Origin of the sequence: Phytoactinopolyspora limicola, from assembly GCF_011320225.1 — a bacterium.
GTDB classification, from domain to species: Bacteria; Actinomycetota; Actinomycetes; order Jiangellales; family Jiangellaceae; genus Phytoactinopolyspora; species Phytoactinopolyspora limicola.
In genome coordinates this window covers 62,607-80,156 of the sequence record NZ_JAAOEN010000013.1, presented here as the reverse complement: position 1 = coordinate 80,156, position 17,550 = coordinate 62,607, and the positions used below count along the sequence as shown (strand labels likewise).

At 68.5% G+C, this 17,550-nt stretch carries 16 protein-coding genes; 13 read left to right on the top strand and 3 right to left on the bottom strand.

All coding sequences use genetic code 11. The features are described 5' to 3' along the window. Positions 1-26: 26 nt before the first annotated feature. Positions 27-1,649, top strand: coding sequence for an amidohydrolase (locus G8760_RS23130; RefSeq protein WP_166355201.1), 1,623 nt, complete (start codon positions 27-29; stop codon positions 1,647-1,649). Between the two features lie 2 nt (positions 1,650-1,651). Here G8760_RS23130 and G8760_RS23125 read toward each other — a convergent pair whose 3' ends face one another. Both G8760_RS23125 and icmA read right to left on the bottom strand, forming a co-directional pair. Then, positions 1,652-2,593, bottom strand: coding sequence for a tetratricopeptide repeat protein (locus tag G8760_RS23125; RefSeq protein WP_166355200.1), 942 nt, complete (start codon positions 2,591-2,593; stop codon positions 1,652-1,654). Between the two features lie 61 nt (positions 2,594-2,654). After that, positions 2,655-4,364: a coenzyme B12-dependent isobutyryl-CoA mutase large subunit gene (icmA, locus tag G8760_RS23120; protein ID WP_166355199.1), complete on the bottom strand. Its 1,710-nt coding sequence runs from the start codon at positions 4,362-4,364 to the stop codon at positions 2,655-2,657. Between the two features lie 121 nt (positions 4,365-4,485). On the opposite strand from icmA, the gene G8760_RS23115 reads away from it, so the two are divergent. The 3 genes from G8760_RS23115 (at position 4,486) to G8760_RS23105 (ending at position 6,607) form a co-directional block, all read left to right on the top strand. Continuing rightward, on the top strand, positions 4,486-4,941 hold the full coding sequence (locus tag G8760_RS23115) for an RrF2 family transcriptional regulator (RefSeq protein ID WP_166355198.1): 456 nt from the start codon (positions 4,486-4,488) through the stop codon (positions 4,939-4,941). Between the two features lie 237 nt (positions 4,942-5,178). Beyond that, positions 5,179-5,682 carry a SigE family RNA polymerase sigma factor gene (locus tag G8760_RS23110; RefSeq protein WP_207782641.1) on the top strand — a complete coding sequence of 168 codons (504 nt, stop codon included), beginning with the start codon at positions 5,179-5,181 and terminating at the stop codon, positions 5,680-5,682. Positions 5,683-5,725: 43 nt separating this feature from the next. Continuing rightward, a complete protein-coding gene (locus tag G8760_RS23105) occupies positions 5,726-6,607 on the top strand; it encodes a hypothetical protein (RefSeq protein WP_166355196.1) in 882 nt (293 codons plus the stop codon). A 232-nt stretch (positions 6,608-6,839) separates the two neighbouring features. On the opposite strand, the gene G8760_RS23100 is transcribed toward G8760_RS23105, so the two are convergent. Continuing rightward, entirely contained in the window at positions 6,840-7,865 is a 1,026-nt protein-coding gene (locus G8760_RS23100; RefSeq protein WP_207782640.1) for a hypothetical protein, read from the bottom strand. A gap of 111 nt (positions 7,866-7,976) precedes the next feature. Between G8760_RS23100 and G8760_RS23095 the strand changes: the two genes are divergently transcribed. From G8760_RS23095 to G8760_RS23055, 9 genes are all read left to right on the top strand, one after another. Further along, entirely contained in the window at positions 7,977-9,245 is a 1,269-nt protein-coding gene (locus G8760_RS23095) for a Glu/Leu/Phe/Val family dehydrogenase (protein WP_207782639.1), read from the top strand. Positions 9,246-9,317: 72 nt separating this feature from the next. Next, positions 9,318-9,935 (top strand): TetR/AcrR family transcriptional regulator, encoded by a 618-nt coding sequence (locus tag G8760_RS23090; RefSeq protein WP_166355195.1) that lies wholly within the window; start codon positions 9,318-9,320, stop codon positions 9,933-9,935. A 162-nt stretch (positions 9,936-10,097) separates the two neighbouring features. Further along, positions 10,098-11,108: a LacI family DNA-binding transcriptional regulator gene (locus G8760_RS23085; RefSeq protein ID WP_166355194.1), complete on the top strand. Its 1,011-nt coding sequence runs from the start codon at positions 10,098-10,100 to the stop codon at positions 11,106-11,108. After that, complete coding sequence (locus G8760_RS23080; protein WP_166355193.1) at positions 11,105-12,040, top strand: carbohydrate ABC transporter permease; 936 nt, start codon at positions 11,105-11,107, stop codon at positions 12,038-12,040. Before G8760_RS23085 ends, G8760_RS23080 begins: the two co-directional genes overlap by 4 nt. Beyond that, positions 12,041-12,877 (top strand): carbohydrate ABC transporter permease, encoded by an 837-nt coding sequence (locus G8760_RS23075; protein WP_166355192.1) that lies wholly within the window; start codon positions 12,041-12,043, stop codon positions 12,875-12,877. It abuts the gene before it with no gap. A 23-nt stretch (positions 12,878-12,900) separates the two neighbouring features. Beyond that, entirely contained in the window at positions 12,901-14,259 is a 1,359-nt protein-coding gene (locus tag G8760_RS23070) for an ABC transporter substrate-binding protein (RefSeq protein ID WP_166355191.1), read from the top strand. Then, the gene (locus tag G8760_RS23065; protein ID WP_207782638.1) at positions 14,256-15,236 is read left to right on the top strand and encodes an ADP-ribosylglycohydrolase family protein; all 981 of its coding nucleotides are present in this window, start codon (positions 14,256-14,258) and stop codon (positions 15,234-15,236) included. The genes G8760_RS23070 and G8760_RS23065 overlap by 4 nt, the downstream gene beginning before the upstream one ends. Further along, positions 15,233-16,381 (top strand): ADP-ribosylglycohydrolase family protein, encoded by a 1,149-nt coding sequence (locus tag G8760_RS23060; protein WP_207782637.1) that lies wholly within the window; start codon positions 15,233-15,235, stop codon positions 16,379-16,381. The genes G8760_RS23065 and G8760_RS23060 overlap by 4 nt, the downstream gene beginning before the upstream one ends. Further along, positions 16,378-17,547 carry an ADP-ribosylglycohydrolase family protein gene (locus tag G8760_RS23055; RefSeq protein WP_166355190.1) on the top strand — a complete coding sequence of 390 codons (1,170 nt, stop codon included), beginning with the start codon at positions 16,378-16,380 and terminating at the stop codon, positions 17,545-17,547. The genes G8760_RS23060 and G8760_RS23055 overlap by 4 nt, the downstream gene beginning before the upstream one ends. Positions 17,548-17,550: the final 3 nt, after the last annotated feature.

Genomic DNA, 17,550 nt, shown 5'->3' with positions numbered 1-17,550 from the left:
CCTATCAACTGATAGGCTGCCGCGGCATGATGACAGGATCGCTGTTCGCCGGGGGCCTCATCCGCCCGGCTGCCGGTGCCGAGCGCGTCGAGGCACTCGCCGCCGTGAACGGGACCGTCCTGATGGCCGGCACGCTACAGGCCTGCCGGACCGCGCTGGTGCCCTTCCGGTATGACGAGATCGACCTCTCCGGGGGCACCATGCTGCCCGGATTCGTCGACGCTCACGCACACCCGCTGCTGTTCGGCATGCGAGCCGCCTGGGCCGACGTCTCACCTGGCCGAGTAGCATCGATCGACGAGCTGGTGCGCGTCCTGTGCGAACACGCCGCCCGGCTGCCGCCGGATGTCCCCATCCGTGCCTTCGGCTATCACCAGGACCACCTCGCCGAGCGTCGTCACCCCACCGCGGCCGACCTCGACCGTGTCGCGACGGACCGGCCGGTCGACGTGATGCACACCAGCGGCCACGGATTCGTGGTGAATCGGCACCGGCTGCGGACACTTGGTGTAGACCGGCACCGGCCGTCGCCCCCAGGAGGCCAGATCGGCCGCGACGGCGACGGTGAACCGGACGGCCGGCTGTGGGATGCCGCCTGTGACCTGATCACCGGAGACGACGGCATCAAGGTGACCAACCACGGCCCCAACCTGCACCTACCCCAATCCGAGTCCGACATCCTGGCCGGCGCGGAACTGGCGCAAGCAGAGCTGCTCCGAGCCGGGATCACCACGGTGGGCGACGCGCAGGCGACCGGCAAAGAGCTGTCGGCCTACATCCGGCTCCACAACCGAGGCCGGCTCCGGCTGCGGGTGCACGCGTATGTGCTGTCGAGTCTGCTCGACCAGCTCGAGGTGTTGGGTCTGGCGGGCCCACTGGGCGATGCCTGGCTACGTGTACTCGGCGTCAAGCTCTACGCCGACGGCTCGCTCACCGCTGGCACCGCGTACCTCCCGGGCGGCTACACCGATCTCTGCCACCAGGGCCACCTGTATCACGAGCCGGACGAGCTCAGGCTGCTGGTCGACCGGGTGCACCGGATGGGGCTCCAGGCAGCCATCCATGCCCAGGGCACCGTCGCCATCGAACTCGTCCTCGATGCGTTCGCACAGGCCATGAACCGTTCGCCGCGGTCGGACGCGCGGCACCGCATCGAGCACTGCGGGCTGCCGACACCGGATCAGGTGCGCCGCATGGGAGAGCTGGGCGTGGTGCCGGTAGGGCAGCCACAACATGTCACCGAGTACGGCGACGGCGTGCTGGCCGCCATCGGCGAGCGCGGGCATACTTACACACCCTACGGCTGGTTCCGCGACGCCGGGCTGCCCGTCGTGCTCAGCTCCGACACGCCGGTGGTGGTGCCCAACCCGCTGGCGGCGGTCGCTGCGGCCGTGACCCGCCGTACCGGCCGTGGTACCAGGATGGGGGCCGACGAGCTGCGGCTCACCGTCGCCGACGCACTGCGCGGCTACACGATGGGCGGCGCTTATGCCCTGCGGCGCGACCACGACCTCGGCACACTCGAACCGGGCAAACGGGCCGACGCCGTCGTGCTCGACCAAGACCCACTGTCCGTCGCACCCGAGGACCTACCCGACGTTCGGGTCCGGCAGACCTGGGTGGACGGACAGGTGGTGGCCAGTGGATGAGGTCAGAACAGGGCACTGGCCAGCGCGGCGCGTGCCTTGATCACCCGCGGGTCGGAGACCCCGGTGAGCTCGAACAACTCCACCAGCCTGGTGCGGACCTGCTCGCGATCCTCCGCGGCCGTGCGCCGTACGGTGTCGATCAGGCGCTGAAAGGCCGCCTCGATCCGGCCACTGGCGAACTCGACGTCGGCGGCGACGAGCTGGGCATCGAGGTTGCCGGGATCGGCGTCGGCGGCGGCCGTTGCCGCCCCGGCGTCGACTCCGGTGGTGCGACGCATCAGCTCCACCCGGCCCAGCCCGGCCTTGGCGTCGGCGTCTGCCGGCGCCTCGGCCAGGACCTGCTGGTAGGCGGCGGCCGCGGCATCGAGGTCGCCACGTTCGAGGGCATCGTAGGCAGCGTCGAAGCGGGGATCGGAGGCAGGTTCGGCGGATTCCTCCCCGGCCGGGGCGCCGCCCGTAGGCTCGGCCACTCCGTTGATGCCGTTCTGCGCGGCGACCTTGAGCATCTCCTCGAGCACCCGGCGTACGTCGGCCTCCGGCAGTGCACCCTGGAACAGCGGAACAGCCTGGCCGCCGATCACGGCCAATACCGTGGGAATGCTCTGCACCTGGGCCGACGCGGCGATCTGTTGGTTGGCATCGACGTCGATCTTGGCGAGGACGAACCGCCCGCCATACTCGGCGGCCAGGCCCTCGAGGATCGGAGACAGTTGTTTACACGGCTGGCACCAGGTGGCCCAGAAGTCGATTACTACCGGGACGGTGGCGGAGCGGTTGATGACCTCGGCCTGGAACGTCGCCTCGGTCACGTCCACGACGAACCCGCCACCCGTTCCACCGGAGTTCGCTCCCGCGCCCTGGCCGCCGGCCGGCGCTGCCGGGCGACGTGCCTGCAACGCGGAGAGGTCGACAGCGCCCGGACGGCTGAAACCCTTCGAGTTCATAGCCCTATCCTCCACTGGTCGCGGTGCCGGTTGCCACTAGGGGTGGCCGGCGCCCCGCCAGTCAGAATCGGGCCTGCTCGGTGTAAGAGCCCCACTCGTCGCGGAGCGCGTCGCAAATCTCGCCCAGCGTGGCTTCGGCGCGCGCCGCCTCCAGCATCGCGGGAATGATGTTTCCGCTGCTCCTGGCCAGCTCCACCATGGTGGAGAGGGCGGCCCGCACGGCGGCGTCGTCGCGGTCGGCACGCCGTTGAGTGAGCGCCCGGCGCTGCTCCTCCTCGACCTCGTGGGAGACCCGCAGGATGTCGAGATCACCGGAAACGGTGTCGTGGTAGGTGTTGACGCCCACCACCTTCTTCTCGCCCTTCTCCAACTTCTGCTGGTACTCGAAGGCCGAGTCGGCGATCTCGGACATGAACCAGCCGTCTTCGATGCCACGCAGGATGCCCGCGGTCATCGGGCCATACTCGCGTTGCCAGCGGGTGTCGTTCTCGCCGATGGAGCGGATCCGGGCGAAGATCGACTCGGCTTCGGCCTCGATCCGGTCGGTGAGCGCCTCGACATACCACGAGCCGCCCAGCGGGTCGGCGACGTTGGCCACGCCGGTTTCGTCGGCGAGCACCTGCTGGGTGCGCAGGGCGATCTCGGCGGCATGTTCGGTGGGCAGGGCCAGGACCTCGTCGAGTGCGTTGGTGTGCAGCGAGTTGGTACCACCCAGCACTGCGGCGAGTGCCTCGACAGCCGTACGAACGACGTTGTTGTACGGCTGCTGGCCGGTGAGCGACACCCCCGCGGTCTGCGTGTGGAACCGCAGCCACTGCGCCTTCTCACTGGTAGCGCCGTAGACGTCGCGCATCCAGCGGGCCCAGATCCGGCGGGCGGCACGGAACTTGGCGATCTCCTCGAAGAAGTCGATGTGAGCGTCGAAGAAGAACGACAGGCCGGGGGCGAAGACGTTCACGTCGAGGCCGCGAGATTTGCCCAGCTCGACGTAGCCGAACCCGTCGGCGAGGGTGAAAGCGAGCTCCTGCGCGGCCGTGGCTCCGGCCTCGCGGATGTGGTAGCCGGACACCGACAACGGCTTGTAGGCCGGAATGCCGTCGACGCAGTACTCCATGAGGTCGCCGATCAGCCTCAGGTGTGGTTCGGGGCCGAACAGCCATTCCTTCTGGGCGATGTACTCCTTGAAGATGTCGGTTTGCAGGGTGCCGTTGAGGATCGACGGATCGACTCCCTGGCGCTCGGCGGCCACCACGTACATGCAGAAGATGGGGACGGCCGGTCCGCTGATGGTCATCGACGTGGTGACCTCGCCCAGCGGGATGCCGTCGAACAACACCTCCATGTCGGAAGCGGAGTCGATGGCGACACCACAGTGCCCGACCTCGCCGAGGCTACGGGCATCGTCGGAGTCGCGGCCCATCAGCGTGGGCATGTCGAACGCGACGGACAGGCCGCCTCCGCCGGACCGGAGGATCATCTTGTACCGCTCGTTGGTCTGCTGTGCGTTGCCGAACCCGGCGAACTGGCGGATGGTCCACGCGCGCCCGCGGTAGCCGGTGGGGTAAAGGCCGCGGGTGTACGGGAACTCGCCCGGCCAGCCGATGCGCTCGAATCGGGGGTCGTCGACACCCTCGTCGGGGCCGTAGACGGGATCCACGTCCAGCCCGGACAGGGTGGTGAAGTCGGCGTCGCGTATCCGCCCGGCCTCCTCGGCAGCGCGCATACGTTCTTGCCAACGACGGCGGCCGGCCTCGATCTCGTGTGCCTGCACAACTTCCTCCGGTTGGGGATCGCCCACCATTTACTAGGACGTCCGATTGTTGGACGTCCTAGTAAGTATGCCAGCTTTGGTTCCGCCATGCACGGCGTCGACGAATGGCAAGATGATGAGCGTGCATGTGACCGCACGCGCCGACTACGCCGTCCGGGCCGTCATCGAGCTCGCCTCGATCCGCCCGGCTTCGGCCACCCGCCAGCGCCTTGCCGACGCCCAGGACATACCCGGCAAATTTCTAGAGGCCATTCTTGGAGACCTCCGCCGGTCCCGGCTCATCGATGCCCAGAGAGGTGCGTCCGGCGGATACCGGCTGGCTCGCGATCCGAAGGACATCACCCTCGCCGAGATCGTGCGGGCCACCGAGGGGCCGTTGGCGGCGGTGCGCGGGCTGCCGCCGGAAGACACCTTGTATCCCGGGCCCGCTGCACCGCTGACCCAGGTGTGGGTGGCGCTGCGCGCGAGCCTGCGCGATGTTCTGGAGACCACCACGGTCGCCGACATTCTCAGCGGGGAGCTGCCGCCGCAGGTCACCGAGTTGCTGGTGCGGCCGGATTCGTGGACCCGTCGTTAACCGGCCCCACCCCCACGTCTGCAGTAAGCCTCCTTGTGGCCAGCTGCGCGTTGCAGTAAGCCTCCTCGTTGTTGCTATGGCAGCAGTAAGGCTCCTTGTGGCAACGCAGTCGTCGCAGTAAGCGTCCTTGTGGCCAGTCGCAGCATCGCCGGTGGTGATCCCGCGCGTGAACTCGGGTGAAACCTGAGGGCACCCCCGCCGACTCTGATGAGTACGAGCGTTAAACGGAGGGGACACGTGGCACAAGTGGAGGACGGCTTCAGAGACTTCGCGGTTGCCTGTGGCGGGCCACTGTTCCGCTCGGCTTGGTGGCTGACCGGAGACTGGCATCTGGCCGAAGACCTGGTGCAAGAAACGTTGGGAAAGATGTACCGACGGTGGCGGGGGCCGGAGAGTGTGGACAACCCTATGGCCTATGCCCACACCGTGCTGGTTCGGACGTACTTGGCGCATCGGCGACGGCGAAGCTCGGCGGAGTCGCCGGCCGGGAACATGCCAGACAGTCCCATCGACGACGGCGACGTCACGCTCCGGATGACGCTGATGGCCGGGCTGAATCAGTTACATCCCAGAGACCGGGCCGTTCTGGTGCTGCGCTACTGGGAAGACCGCAGCGTCGATGACACGGCCACCGTACTCGGCATTTCGGCAGGTGCGGTGAAGTCTCGCAGCTTCCGGGCATTGCAGCGGCTACGTGAGCTTCTGCGCGCCGACCTAGGTGACCTTTCCGCGCTCCAATGAGCGGTCCACCACACCGACCGTCTCGACGAGGAAGAGGAAGACGATGAGTGACTTTGATGAACGGCTGGCGCAGGCCATGCGCAAGGCAGCGGCGCCGAGCCCGCCGCATATCGATGAACTTGTGTCCGGCGGAATCGCCCGAGGTGTCCGGATGCGTCGCCGGCACCGATGGAGGATGGCCGGTGGCGTGGCCGCACTAGGGGCGGCGACCGGCGGTGCGGCGCTGATCGCGCCACCGCTGTTGGGCGGTGGCGATGACGACACGACGCGGTCTCCAGGGGTCATGTCGGCTCCACCGGGCGCACTCCTGACCGAGGACTCGGTCGTGGCGACCGTGCGTGAGCTGTTGCCGGAAGGTGAGGTGGTGGATGTGCGCAGCGGCACCGAGTCGGGGCCGGGTGTCGAGGCCGGCACCGTGATCTGGTTCGAGTTCACCTTTGATGACGGCGCCGGAGCGGGCTTCCTCCAGGGCAGCGTCGCGCACCGCGACGACGCCCAGCTCGAGTGCCCACCGACGAACGCCGGCGGCAGCGACATCGATGCCTCTGGAGATGTCGACGAGTCGGAGGTCACCGACGATCCGGATGTCACCGATACCCCGGCGGCCGGCGAGGAAGCGGGTGGCGATGAGGGTGGCGCAGACACCGCCAGCTGTGAGAAGGACGTGCTTGACGACGGCACCGAACTGTTGGTGACGGCTGGTGAGTACTACCCCAAGCCAGAGATCGAACCGGACCGCCTGCTCTGGAATGCGACCGCGAGCCTGCCGAACGGGCTGGTGGTTGTCCTGGGGCAGGTCAACGCGCCGACCGAGAAGGACTCCGAGGTCTCGCGGCCGGAGCCACCGCTCTCTGCCGACGAGATGGCAGCCGTCGTGACGAGTGATCGGTGGGTGGAGTTCGACGTCGAAATACCGGAGGGCTAGCGGCAGCGAATGACGTCGCACCGCCTCACCTGCTGCGATGCTCTCGTATCGCCGCCTACTGATCGTTGCCGGGTCCGGTGATCGTCAGCAGATTTCCGCCCCCAGCCCCGGTGATCGTCAGCGGAATCCGGTCGCTATGGCGACGCGAATCCGGCGACGATCACCGGTGGGGAGGGCGGAAATCTGCTGACGATCACGCGACTCGGTACTGGGGGAGGGGAGCCGGCGTGGGTTATCGAGCGGCTGGTGTGGCGGGGGCCGTTGCTTCGCCGCGAGCCAGCGGGCCTTCTGGGCCTGCACCCGGAACGCGGCGCAGCTTGGCGCCAATGACCAGCAAGATCGCCGCGACGGCCAGCCAGCCGGTCAGCACCAGGAGCGGCCCGGCGACCGCGGCGCCGTCGAAGAACGCCGCCGAACGGAGCAGGTTGGCGCCAGCGCCGGGCGGCAGTAGCTGACCTAGGGCACCCCAGCCGCTCGGGAGCATCTCCGGGGCGGAGGTCACTCCGGACAGCGGGTTGCCGAGGAGCAGCATGGTCAGGCCGCCGAGGGCGATGCCGGGCAGGCCAAGGGTGGCGTTCAGCCCGACGATGGTCAGCGAGATCGCCGCGATGGTCAGGGCGATGATCCCGGCGTTGGCTAGGTAGTTGCCCTCGAGGACGCCTAGCCACGGCTGGGTGACGAGCGCCACCACCAGGCCGGCCGCGGATGCCGCGATGAGGGCGCTGACGGTGCGCCGTCCCACGCCGGTCACGGCGAGCGACAGGGCGACGCCGACGATCAGCCCGCCCAGGACGATCGGAAGCGCTGACGCGGTAAATCCGGCACCGCGGGGGTCGTCGTCGGGCAGGGGGACGACGTCCTGGACACCGGTGGCGGGCGGGCCATCACCACCGAGCTGTCCGGCGAGTGCCTCGAGAACATCGGCCACCACCCGGCTGGCGGCGGAGGCGGTCAGGACCTGAGGCGGCCCGTCTGGCGCGAGGATGACGGCCCCGTACACCTCGCGGTCGGCGATAAGTGCCAGGGCCTCGTCGGCGTCGGCGGCTGGTTCGACATCGAACCAGCCGGGGCGGACGGACTCGAGCTGCCCCGCGACCTGTTCGACGGCGGCCGGTGGGCCGGCGACCGCGAGTGGTACATCGCGTGGTTCCGAGTTGGCGGCCGGCCAGCCGAAGGCGGTCACGAGCAGACCGACCAGCAAGGACAGTCCGATGCCGGCCCGGATGACGTGGTGCCAGCTAGTGAGTTGGTGGTTCACGATTCCTCCAAAAGGGGATGTCCGTTCTTTTATTGACACCTGGCATTGACAGTGCTGTCCTGTGCGGCTTCTAATATAAAAGAACGGACATTCGTTTTCAAGGAGGATCCGATGGTCGATGTTCTAGCCGACCGAGTAGCGGAGATGACGGCCGACGAAGCGGTGCGGCAATATGCGGAGGAAGCGGCTGAGGCGGCAGGTCTGGCACCCGACGTGTCGCGGGTACTCGATTCCAGCTACCGCGAGATCACCGTGCAGGTGCCGTTGCGGCGGGACGATGGCAGCCTCCTCGTCGCGCACGGGTACCGGGTTCAGCACAACGGCGCCCGTGGCCCCTACAAAGGTGGTCTGCGCTACCACCCGGACGCGGACCTCTCCGAAGTTCGTGCGCTGGCGGCACTGATGACATGGAAGACGGCACTTCTGGACCTACCGTTCGGAGGGGCCAAGGGTGGCCTCCAGGTGGACCCGACCGAGCTGTCCGCCCGTGAGCTCCAGGCACTCACCCGGCGGTTCGCGGTGTCCCTGAGCCACGTGCTCGGGGTGTACCGCGATATCCCGGCGCCGGATGTGGGCACCAATGCCCAGGTGATGGCCTGGTTCATGGACGCCTACAGCAGCCGGCACGGATACTCGCCAGCCGCGGTGACCGGTAAACCGATCGACCTGGGTGGCGCACCCGGTCGGGAGCCGGCCACCGGGCGGGGCCTGGTCTACATCCTGGAGGCGTTCGCCCGCCGGTACGGCTGGGACCTCGAGGAGGCTCGGGTGGTGGTTCAGGGCTTCGGCAACGTCGGCTCGTGGGTGGCCCGTGAACTCGACGCCTTGGGGGCCCGAGTGGTCGGGGTAAGTGATGTCAAGGGTGCGATGTTCAACGACGGCGGCCTCGACGTCGCCGAGTTGGTGCGGACCGTGGAGGCTGGCGGATCGGTGGTCGACGCCGACGTCTCTTACGTCTCCCTGGCGCAGGATGAGTTGCTGACCTTGGAGTGTGACGTCTTGATCCCGGCGGCGCTGGGTCAGTGCATCACGAAGGCCAACGTCGACCGCGTGCGCGCCGCGCTGATCCTCGAAGGTGCGAACCATCCCGTGACCCCACAGGCCGACGCGGTCCTAGCCGAGCGCGGCATCCCCGTGATCCCGGACATTCTCGCTAACGGTGGTGGTGTAACCGGCTCGTACTTCGAGTGGGCGCAGAACATCCAGCAGTTCACCTGGGCGGAGACGCGGTTCAACGCCGAACTACGAGAGCGGCTGACGCGGGTGTTCGACGAGGTGACCGACTACGTGGAGCGGCACCTGTGCACCTACCGGCGGGCGTCCTATGCGATCGCACTCGAGCGTGTCGCCCGGGCGGTGCGCCTGCGTGGTTACGTGTGAGCCGGGCGGAGGTGTCTCCCGGCGTGGCTGTCCGGCGCGCCAGGAGCCGGCATCGTCGCTATGGTGGCTTCCATGCCGCGCGTGTCTGAAGCACACCTCGCTGCCCGCCGCCAGCAGATCTTGGAGGCGTCGTGGCGGTGCTTCGCCCGCGACGGCTTCCATGGCACCACCATGCAGGACATCTTCGAGGAGTCGGGGCTGTCGGCCGGCGCGGTCTACCGATACTTTCCGGGCAAGATCGACCTCGTGAAGGCCACCGCGGAGACGGTCCTGGGTGGTGTCAGCCAGACGTTCGACGCGGTTGACGCCGCCGAACCCGTGCCGCCGCCCGACGTCGCGTTCCGGATGGTTGTGGACGGCATCATGAACTCCACGGTGATCGGTGCGGCTGACCATAGCCGGATCGCCATTCACATCTGGTCGGAGGCGCTGCGCGACCCCACCATCGGCTCGGCCGTCCGGGAGTTGGCCGGGCGGTTGCGGCAGCGTTGGACGGCGGTGGCCACGCGGTGGCGGGCCGCGGGGTATATCCCGGCACAGGTGGCGCCCGACGACGTCGCCCGGGTCATGTACGGCTTGCTGGCCGGTTACGTCCAGGAACGGCACATCGTCGGTGACGTCTCGGCGGACCAATACGTGGCTGGGTTCGCGGGTCTTTTTGCTGGTCGGGGCGGGGCGGCCAGCTCCTGACGGGTGGCCGAGGGGGCTGGCCGGTGCGGCTCGGCCAGATGACGGTTCGATGACGGTGGGTTGACAGTTGTATGTCGCGCATCCTTGAATGGTGCGCATCCGGAAACGTTTCCTTCCGGACTCTTCAGGCCCGTGTCGGAAACGATTCCGAGGAGTTGACCCATGGCGGCACCCAGACCGACGATTCACGAGGTCGCCCGTGCGGCCGGGGTGTCGATCTCATCGGTGTCGAGGGCGCTGAACGGTCAGACGTCGAATCCAGAGATGGTCGCCCGCGTCAAGGCTGCGGTCGACGAGGTCGGCTACGTACCGAGTGCGGTGGCGCAGTCGTTGAAAACCCAGCAGACGGGTCAGATCGCCTTCGCCATGGAAGACATCGGCAACGCCGCCTACCTCGCCATGGTCCGCGAGATCCAGCCACGGCTGCGTGAGGACGGATACCGCCTGCTCCTGCACGCCACCGGGGCCGACGTCCAGGACGAGATCGAGGTGCTCGAAAGCCTGGCGCAGAAATACGTCGACGGTCTCGTCTTGTGCCCGATCCGGATCACCGAGCGACATATCGCCGCGCTGCGTGCACCAGCCGTCCCCGTCGTGGTTATCGGACAGTTGCCGGCAGGGGTCGACGTCGACAACGTCCGCACGGACTCTCGGCTCGGCGCCCGGCTGGCCGTGGAACACCTGTATGCCGCTGGTGCGCGGCGCATCGCGCTTGTCAACGGCCCGGCGGACACCGTGCCCGGTCAGGCCCGGCACGCCGGATATCTGGAGGGGCTGGCCGCGTGTGACCTCCCCGTAGACGAGACGCTGGTCGAGTTCGCCGACTTCCAGGTCGACGCCGGCCGGGAAGCCGCCGCCCGGCTGCTGGACCGGGCCGATGTCGACGCGATCTTCGGCGCGAACGACCTCATCGCCATCGGCGCGATGCATGCGTTGCGCTCGGCCGGGCGTTCGGTCCCGGACGACGTCCAGGTGGTGGGGATGGACGACACCATCCTCGCGGCCACCAGCTTCCCGCCGCTGACGAGTGTGTCCTTGGGCTCGCGCGAGCGGGGCGGGTTGGCAGCGGACATGTTGCTGGCGCGACTACGAGGCGAACCCGGTGCGGCCCGCCGCGAAACCGTGCCACCAGCGCTCACCGTGCGGGAGAGCACTCGGGGAGTGGCCGCATGAAGCTGCTCGCACCACCCCGGGGGCCACGGGTCCAACAACAGCCGCGTCCGCGCCGCACCTACCTCGGCCTGGACCGCGACGGTCTCCTGTTGGCCGTGCCGGCGCTGATCCCCGTCGTCCTGTTCAGTGTCTATCCGCTGCTGCGGGGTATCTACCTCGGCTTCACCGACGCCCAGGCCGGCCGCAACACCGAAACCACGTTCACCGGGTTCGACAACTATCGGCAACTGCTGGGTGACACCTACTTCTGGGACTCCTTCCGGGTCGGACTCATCTGGGCGTTCTCGGTCACCATCCTGCAGTTCTTCGCCAGCCTCGGCCTCGCGCTGTTGCTCAACCAGAAGATGCGGCTGCGCTGGTTGGCCCGCACGCTGGCCCTGGTGCCCTGGGCGATGCCGCCGGTGGTCATCGGCATCATGTGGCGTCTCGTGTATCACCCCAACGCGGGGCTGGCCAACAGTGTGCTCAAGGACGCCGGCATCATCGACCAGAACATCGACTGGCTCTCGTCGTTCTCGTACGCTCTGCCCGCCGTGATCCTCGTCGGGGTGTGGGCCGGGATGCCGCAGACCACCGTGGTGCTGCTGGCCGGCCTGCAGAGTGTGTCCAGAGAGCTGCACGAAGCCGCGTCGATGGACGGTGCCGGCACGTGGCAGCGGTTCCGCAACGTCACCTGGCCGGCCATCGCGCCCGTGGTCACGGCCATGACGACGCTGGATTTCATCTGGAACTTCAACTCGTTCGGCCTGGTGTACGTGTTGACCGAAGGTGGCCCCGGCGGTGCGACCCGGCTGCCGCTGCTGTTCGCGTACGAGGAAGCCTTCCGCTACGGCAACTACGGGTACGCGGCGGCGCTCGGCAACGCGATGGTGCTGGTCATCTCGGTGTTCGTCGCCGTGTACCTGATCCGGCGGATGCGGGAGGCGACGTAGATGGACCGGTCCCGCCCCGTGGCCAGCACCCTCAGGTACGTGGCTTTGCTGGCCTACCTGATATTCCTGGCCTTCCCGCTGTTCTGGCTGATTTCGACGTCGCTGAAGACCCCCCAGGAACTCGCGTACATCGAGCCGACGATCATCCCGGAGAACCCGACGTTCGACAATTTTCGGGCGGCCTTCCGGGAACAGCCGATCGCCCGGTCGATCCTCAACACCGCGTTCGTGTCCAGCGTCTCGGCGTTGCTGACCGTTCTGCTCTCCATCCCGGCCGGGTATGTCATGGCCCGCTACCGGTCCGTGGTCAGCCGGGCGACCATCGTCTGGGTACTGCTGAGCCAGATCTTCCCCTGGGTGCTGGTGATCATCCCACTGTTCCTGCTGCTCCGGGACTTCGGCCTCTACGACAGCCACCTCGGACTGATCATCGTCTACGTGGTGTGGAGTATGCCGTTCGCGTTGTGGATGCTCCGTAGCTACGTCGCCAGTATCCCGTTCGAGCTGGAGGAGGCGGCCGCGATGGACGGCGCCAGCAAGGCGCGGACGTTGCGGGAGATCGTGGCGCCCCTGCTGGCGCCCGGTGTGGTGGCCGCCGGCCTGTTCGCGTTCGTGTCCGCCTGGAACGAGTTCCTGTTCGCTCTCGTCCTGATCCGCGACCCGGACTTGCAGACGTTGTCGCTGACGCTGGTGAAGTTCATCGGTGCGGAAGGGGTGGCCCGGCTCGGGCCACTCGCCGCCGCATCACTCGTCGCGACGATTCCCAGCCTGATCTTCTTCGCCTTCATGCAGCGCCGGCTCACCGGCGGTCTGCTGGGCGGAGCCGTCAAGTCGTAAACCCACAACGAAGGAGGACGAGCATGACCATCAGGAGCTGGTGGAGACTCGCCGCGACCGGCACCGCCGCCACGGCATTGCTGCTGGCCGGCTGCGGCAGCGACGACGCCGGGAGTTCCGACGAGCCGGACGCTGCTCAGGCCAATGGCGATGACGGCGACGACGCCGGCGACGTGGAGGAGCCGGCGGAGCCGATCACCCTCACATTCCAGACCCTCGCCTGGCAGACCGCGTCGGTCGAGGCGAACGAGGCGATCGTCGACGCGTGGAACGAAGCGAACCCGAATGTCCAGGTCGAACTGCTCCAGGGCGATTGGAACAACGTCAACGACCAGTTGCTCACCGCGTTCGAGGGCGGCACCGCGCCGGACGTGTTCCACTACGAGTCGACCACGCTGCAAGAGTTCGCCGACCGCGGAAACGTTCTCGACCTCGCGCCGTACCTGTCCGACGACATCGTCGCCGATATCCGCGATGGCGCATGGGACACCGTGACCTACGGCGACGGCGTCTATGGTGTTCCGTTCCTCCAAGAGTCGCAGGTGATCTTCGCCAACGCCGAGATCCTCGACGCCGAGGGGGTCGAGTTGCCCACCGTCGACAACCCGTGGACGTGGGACGAATTCGCTGCCGTGGCTCAGGACCTGACTACCGACGACCGGTACGGCGTGGTCTACCCGCTGCGTTCGCCGGCCAACCGGATCCTCAACCTGTCCCGCAACTTCGGTGGTGACTTCTTCACCGACCCCGACGGCGCTGCCACCGCCGTCTTCGGTCCGGCCGAGGGGGAGGTTCTGCAGCGGATCCACGACATGTTTTACGTCGACGAGTCGGCCGCACCCGACGGGCTCGGCATGTCCGCGTCGGACTCGTTGCCGGCGTTCTTCGACGGGCAGTACGCGATGCTGGCCGGGGCGATCTGGCTGCGCCAGCAGCTGATCGAGCAGGGGCCGGACGATTTCGAGTGGGTGACGCTGCCCGCGTTGGTGGGCGACAGCTCGGCTCAAGGTGCGGTTGCGCAAACCATCTCGGTCTCCGCCGACGCCGAGCACCCGGAGCAGGCGGTGGCGTTCATCGAGTACTTCCTCAACCCGGAGAACCAGGTTGAGCTGGCCGCCGGCGACTGGCTGCTGCCGACCAGTCAGGAGGCGGCCACCGCGCCGGAGCTCAACGACCCCGAAACCGGTTGGGACGTCGCCGTCGCGACGGCGACCGATCTGGAAATCGCACCGTTCCAGCTCGTCAAGGGGTTCGAGGAGTGGAAGGACAAGGTGGCCAACCCGGCACTGCAGGAGTTCTTCGCCGATCAGATCTCGCTCGAAGAGCTGGGCCGTAAGCTGACCGACGAGGGCAACAACATTCTGGAGCGGTACCACCGGTGAACCTTCCGGAACGGGCGCGGGGCTGCCTGGTCGGCTTGGCGGTCGGCGACGCGATGGGCGCCCCGGCGGAGAACATGACCGCCGGGGCCATCGCCGAGCGCTGGGGAGAGGTGACCGGTTTTCTCACCGACACCCCGGCGGGCACCGACGACACCGAGTACGCCGCGTTCAGCGCATTGTTGCTCATCGACCACGGCTCCCAGCTGACCAGTGCCGCGGTGGCCGACGCGTGGATCGAGCATCTCGCCGGGCGCACCGGGGGATTCCCCGGTGCCGGATTCAGCGAACTTGGCACTATCGAGAACCTGCGCGCCGGGCTGCGGCCGCCCGCAAGCGGTGACCACCTGCACTCGTGGAGCGACGGGTTGGCCATGCGGGCGGCCGTCCACGGGGTGTTCGCCGCCGGTGACCCAGTCGAGGCGGCCCGCCTGGCCGCCGTCGACGGTGCCGTCAGCCACGCTGGTGAGGGCATCTACGCCGGTCAGGCGGTGGCCGCCGGGGTCGCGGTGGCGATGTCCGGTGGCGTGCTCGACGACGTCGTCGCCGCCGCGATCGCGTCGGTGCCGGGCGACAGCTGGACCGGGATGGCCTTGGCGACAGCCCGTGAACACGCCCATGGCAACACCGGTGAATCCCAAGCCTGGTCCGTAATCGCCGAGAAGCTGCTGGACACCCTGGTGACGCCGCGATACCCCTGGACCGACCTCGGGCCGGAGGCTGTCGGGCTCGCGTTCGGTGCGTTCATCGCTGCCGGGGGTGAGTTCAGTGTGGCCGTGCCACGGGCAGTGTCGATGGGCCGCGATGCGGATACCACCGCCGCCATCGCCGGCGCGTTGGCCGGCGCCATGGGTGGCTACTCCGCGATCCCCCCTGCGTGGGTAGACATCGGCCCGGTGACCGGCCGCTGCCTCGGCGACGTGGTGGCCGGTCTGCACTTGGCGGATCTGGCCGACCACCTTGTAGGAGCGACGTCGTGACCGATCCCTCGCCCAACGTCCTGCCTCCCGAGGCTTCCAGCGCTCGCGCGGCAGGACGCGATGTGCGGCACGGCGCGCTGATCGGACTGGCGATCGGGGACGCGGCGGGCTGGCCGGCCCGGCAGCACCGTTCTCGGCTGCTTCCGCCGTGGACCCGCCGGCTCCGGCGTGAGCTGGACACCTTCGCCGAGACGCAGGACGTCACGTCGTTGCCAGTGCCGTTCGCGCTGAACCAAGACCCCACACCGTTGCGGCTGGGACCCAGCGACGATGCCGAGTGGGCAGCCTGGACGCTGACCTGGCTCAGCACCATGGGGGACGTCACTCGGGAGGCCGTCCACGAGGTATGGCGGGTGGCCGCTACGTCGGGAACCGTGCCGCGCGGCCGGATCAGCGTCGCAACCGCCGTCGACGGGTTACAGGGTGGCGTCGAGCCACCGCACACCGGACGGCACAACCCCCATCATTTCGACGACGCCGCGGCGGTACGGGCGGTGGCCGTCGGTGCGGCCGTCGGCGACCCCGACCGAGCCGCCGAGGTCGCCGGATGGGACGCCGAGGTCACCAACGCCGGCGACGGCGTCGACGCGGCTCGGTTCGTGGCCCGCTTCGTCGCCGCCGCGGTGGCGGGTGGTACTTCCTGGCACCAGATGACGGATGGCGGGCTGGATCGGCTCGGATCCGCGATGTCAGGCCAGGAAGACGCCGATAGCGCGGTGCCGGAGGGCACCTTGCTGGGGCGCACCGTGCGGCGCGCCGTCGAGGCGACCGCGGAGGCAGCGTCGCCCGCGGAGGCGATCCCGCTGCTCGACGAGGTGGTCGACCGGGTCTACTCCTATGGCACCGCGGCGGCGCAGACCGCGGCGATCGCGGTCGCCCTCACCGACATAACGCTGCGGCACGGCACCCCACCCATCGACGCGATCACGGCGGCGGCGTGTCTGCCGTCGCTGGCGGACAGCGCGCCCGCCCTTACCGGGGCGCTCGTCGGGGCCGCGCGGGGAGCCGGGGAGTTTCCGGTGAGCTGGGTCGGGCGCTGCCGGGTGCTGGCTGGGTGCTGTGCACCGGATCTGGCCGGCGTGGACATCATGGACCTGCTCGATCGTGCGACGGGTCCAGTCGTGAAGGAAGGGAAACATCTGTGACAGGCCCTGAGAGCCCGCTTTCTACTCCGACGCCGCTGGCCGACCGGGCGGTTGGTTGCCTGCTCGGCGCGGCGGTCGGGGACGCCCTCGGCGGCCCGACCGAAGGGTGGTCGCCCGAGCAGATCCGCCAGCGGTGGGGCGGCTGGGTCGAAGGTGTTGTCGGCCCGTACTACGAGGACTGGCGCAACGCACGGCCGATCGCGCCGTACCACAAGGGTGACGGGCATATCACCGACGACACCCTGATGACTCACTTGCTGGTCGAGGTCTACGGACGCGTCCGGCGGCATCTCACGGCGTACGACGTGGCTGATCACCTGGTGCCGTTGATGATCGGCGAGAAACGCTGGATTCCGGAGTTGGAGGCCGAGGCGTTACCCCTGCAGCGGGTGTTCCTGGCCGAGAAACATATGGCACTGCGATTGCACTGGGCCCATGCCGACCCGCGGGAGGGCGGTGTCGGCAACGCGGTGAACTGCGGCGCTGCGATGTACATCGCTCCCGTGGGGATCGTCAACGCCGCGGACCCGGATGCGGCTTATGCGGAGGCGATCGATCTGGCCGGAGCGCACCAAACGTCGTTCGGCCGGGAGGCGGCCGGGGTCATGGCGGCCTGTATCGCGGCGGCGGCGCGCCCGGGGGCAACCGTCGACGACGTGGTGGCGACGGCGTTGCGATTGGCCAAAGACGGGACTCGGGCGGCGATCGAGGCGGTCATCGATGCGGCATCAGGCGCGCGGCACTGGACGGAGGCGGTCGAGTCCGGCCAGCTGCGCAAGGCCGTGCGGGGGTACGACACCGTCGGTGAGGACTATCGCGACCAAGGCCTCGGCGCACGCCGCCCCAGCCGGCTGCACAGCATCGAGGAACTACCGGTGGCGCTGGCGATGCTGGTAATCAGCGGTGGCGACTGGCGAGACTCGGTGCTCGGTGGCGTGAACTACGGTCGCGACTCCGACTCGATCGCCTCGATGGCCGGCGCGATCGCGGGAACGTTGGGTGGGCTGGCCGTGGTTCCCACCGAGTGGGCCGAACAGGTGGCCACGGCCAGCCGGATCGACCTCGAGACGCCCGGCCGGCAGCTCGCGGAGATCACACTGGAGATCCGAGCCGGCGATACGACCCGCCGGGCCGCCGCGGACGAAGCGTTCGGACGGTTGACGTAGCCG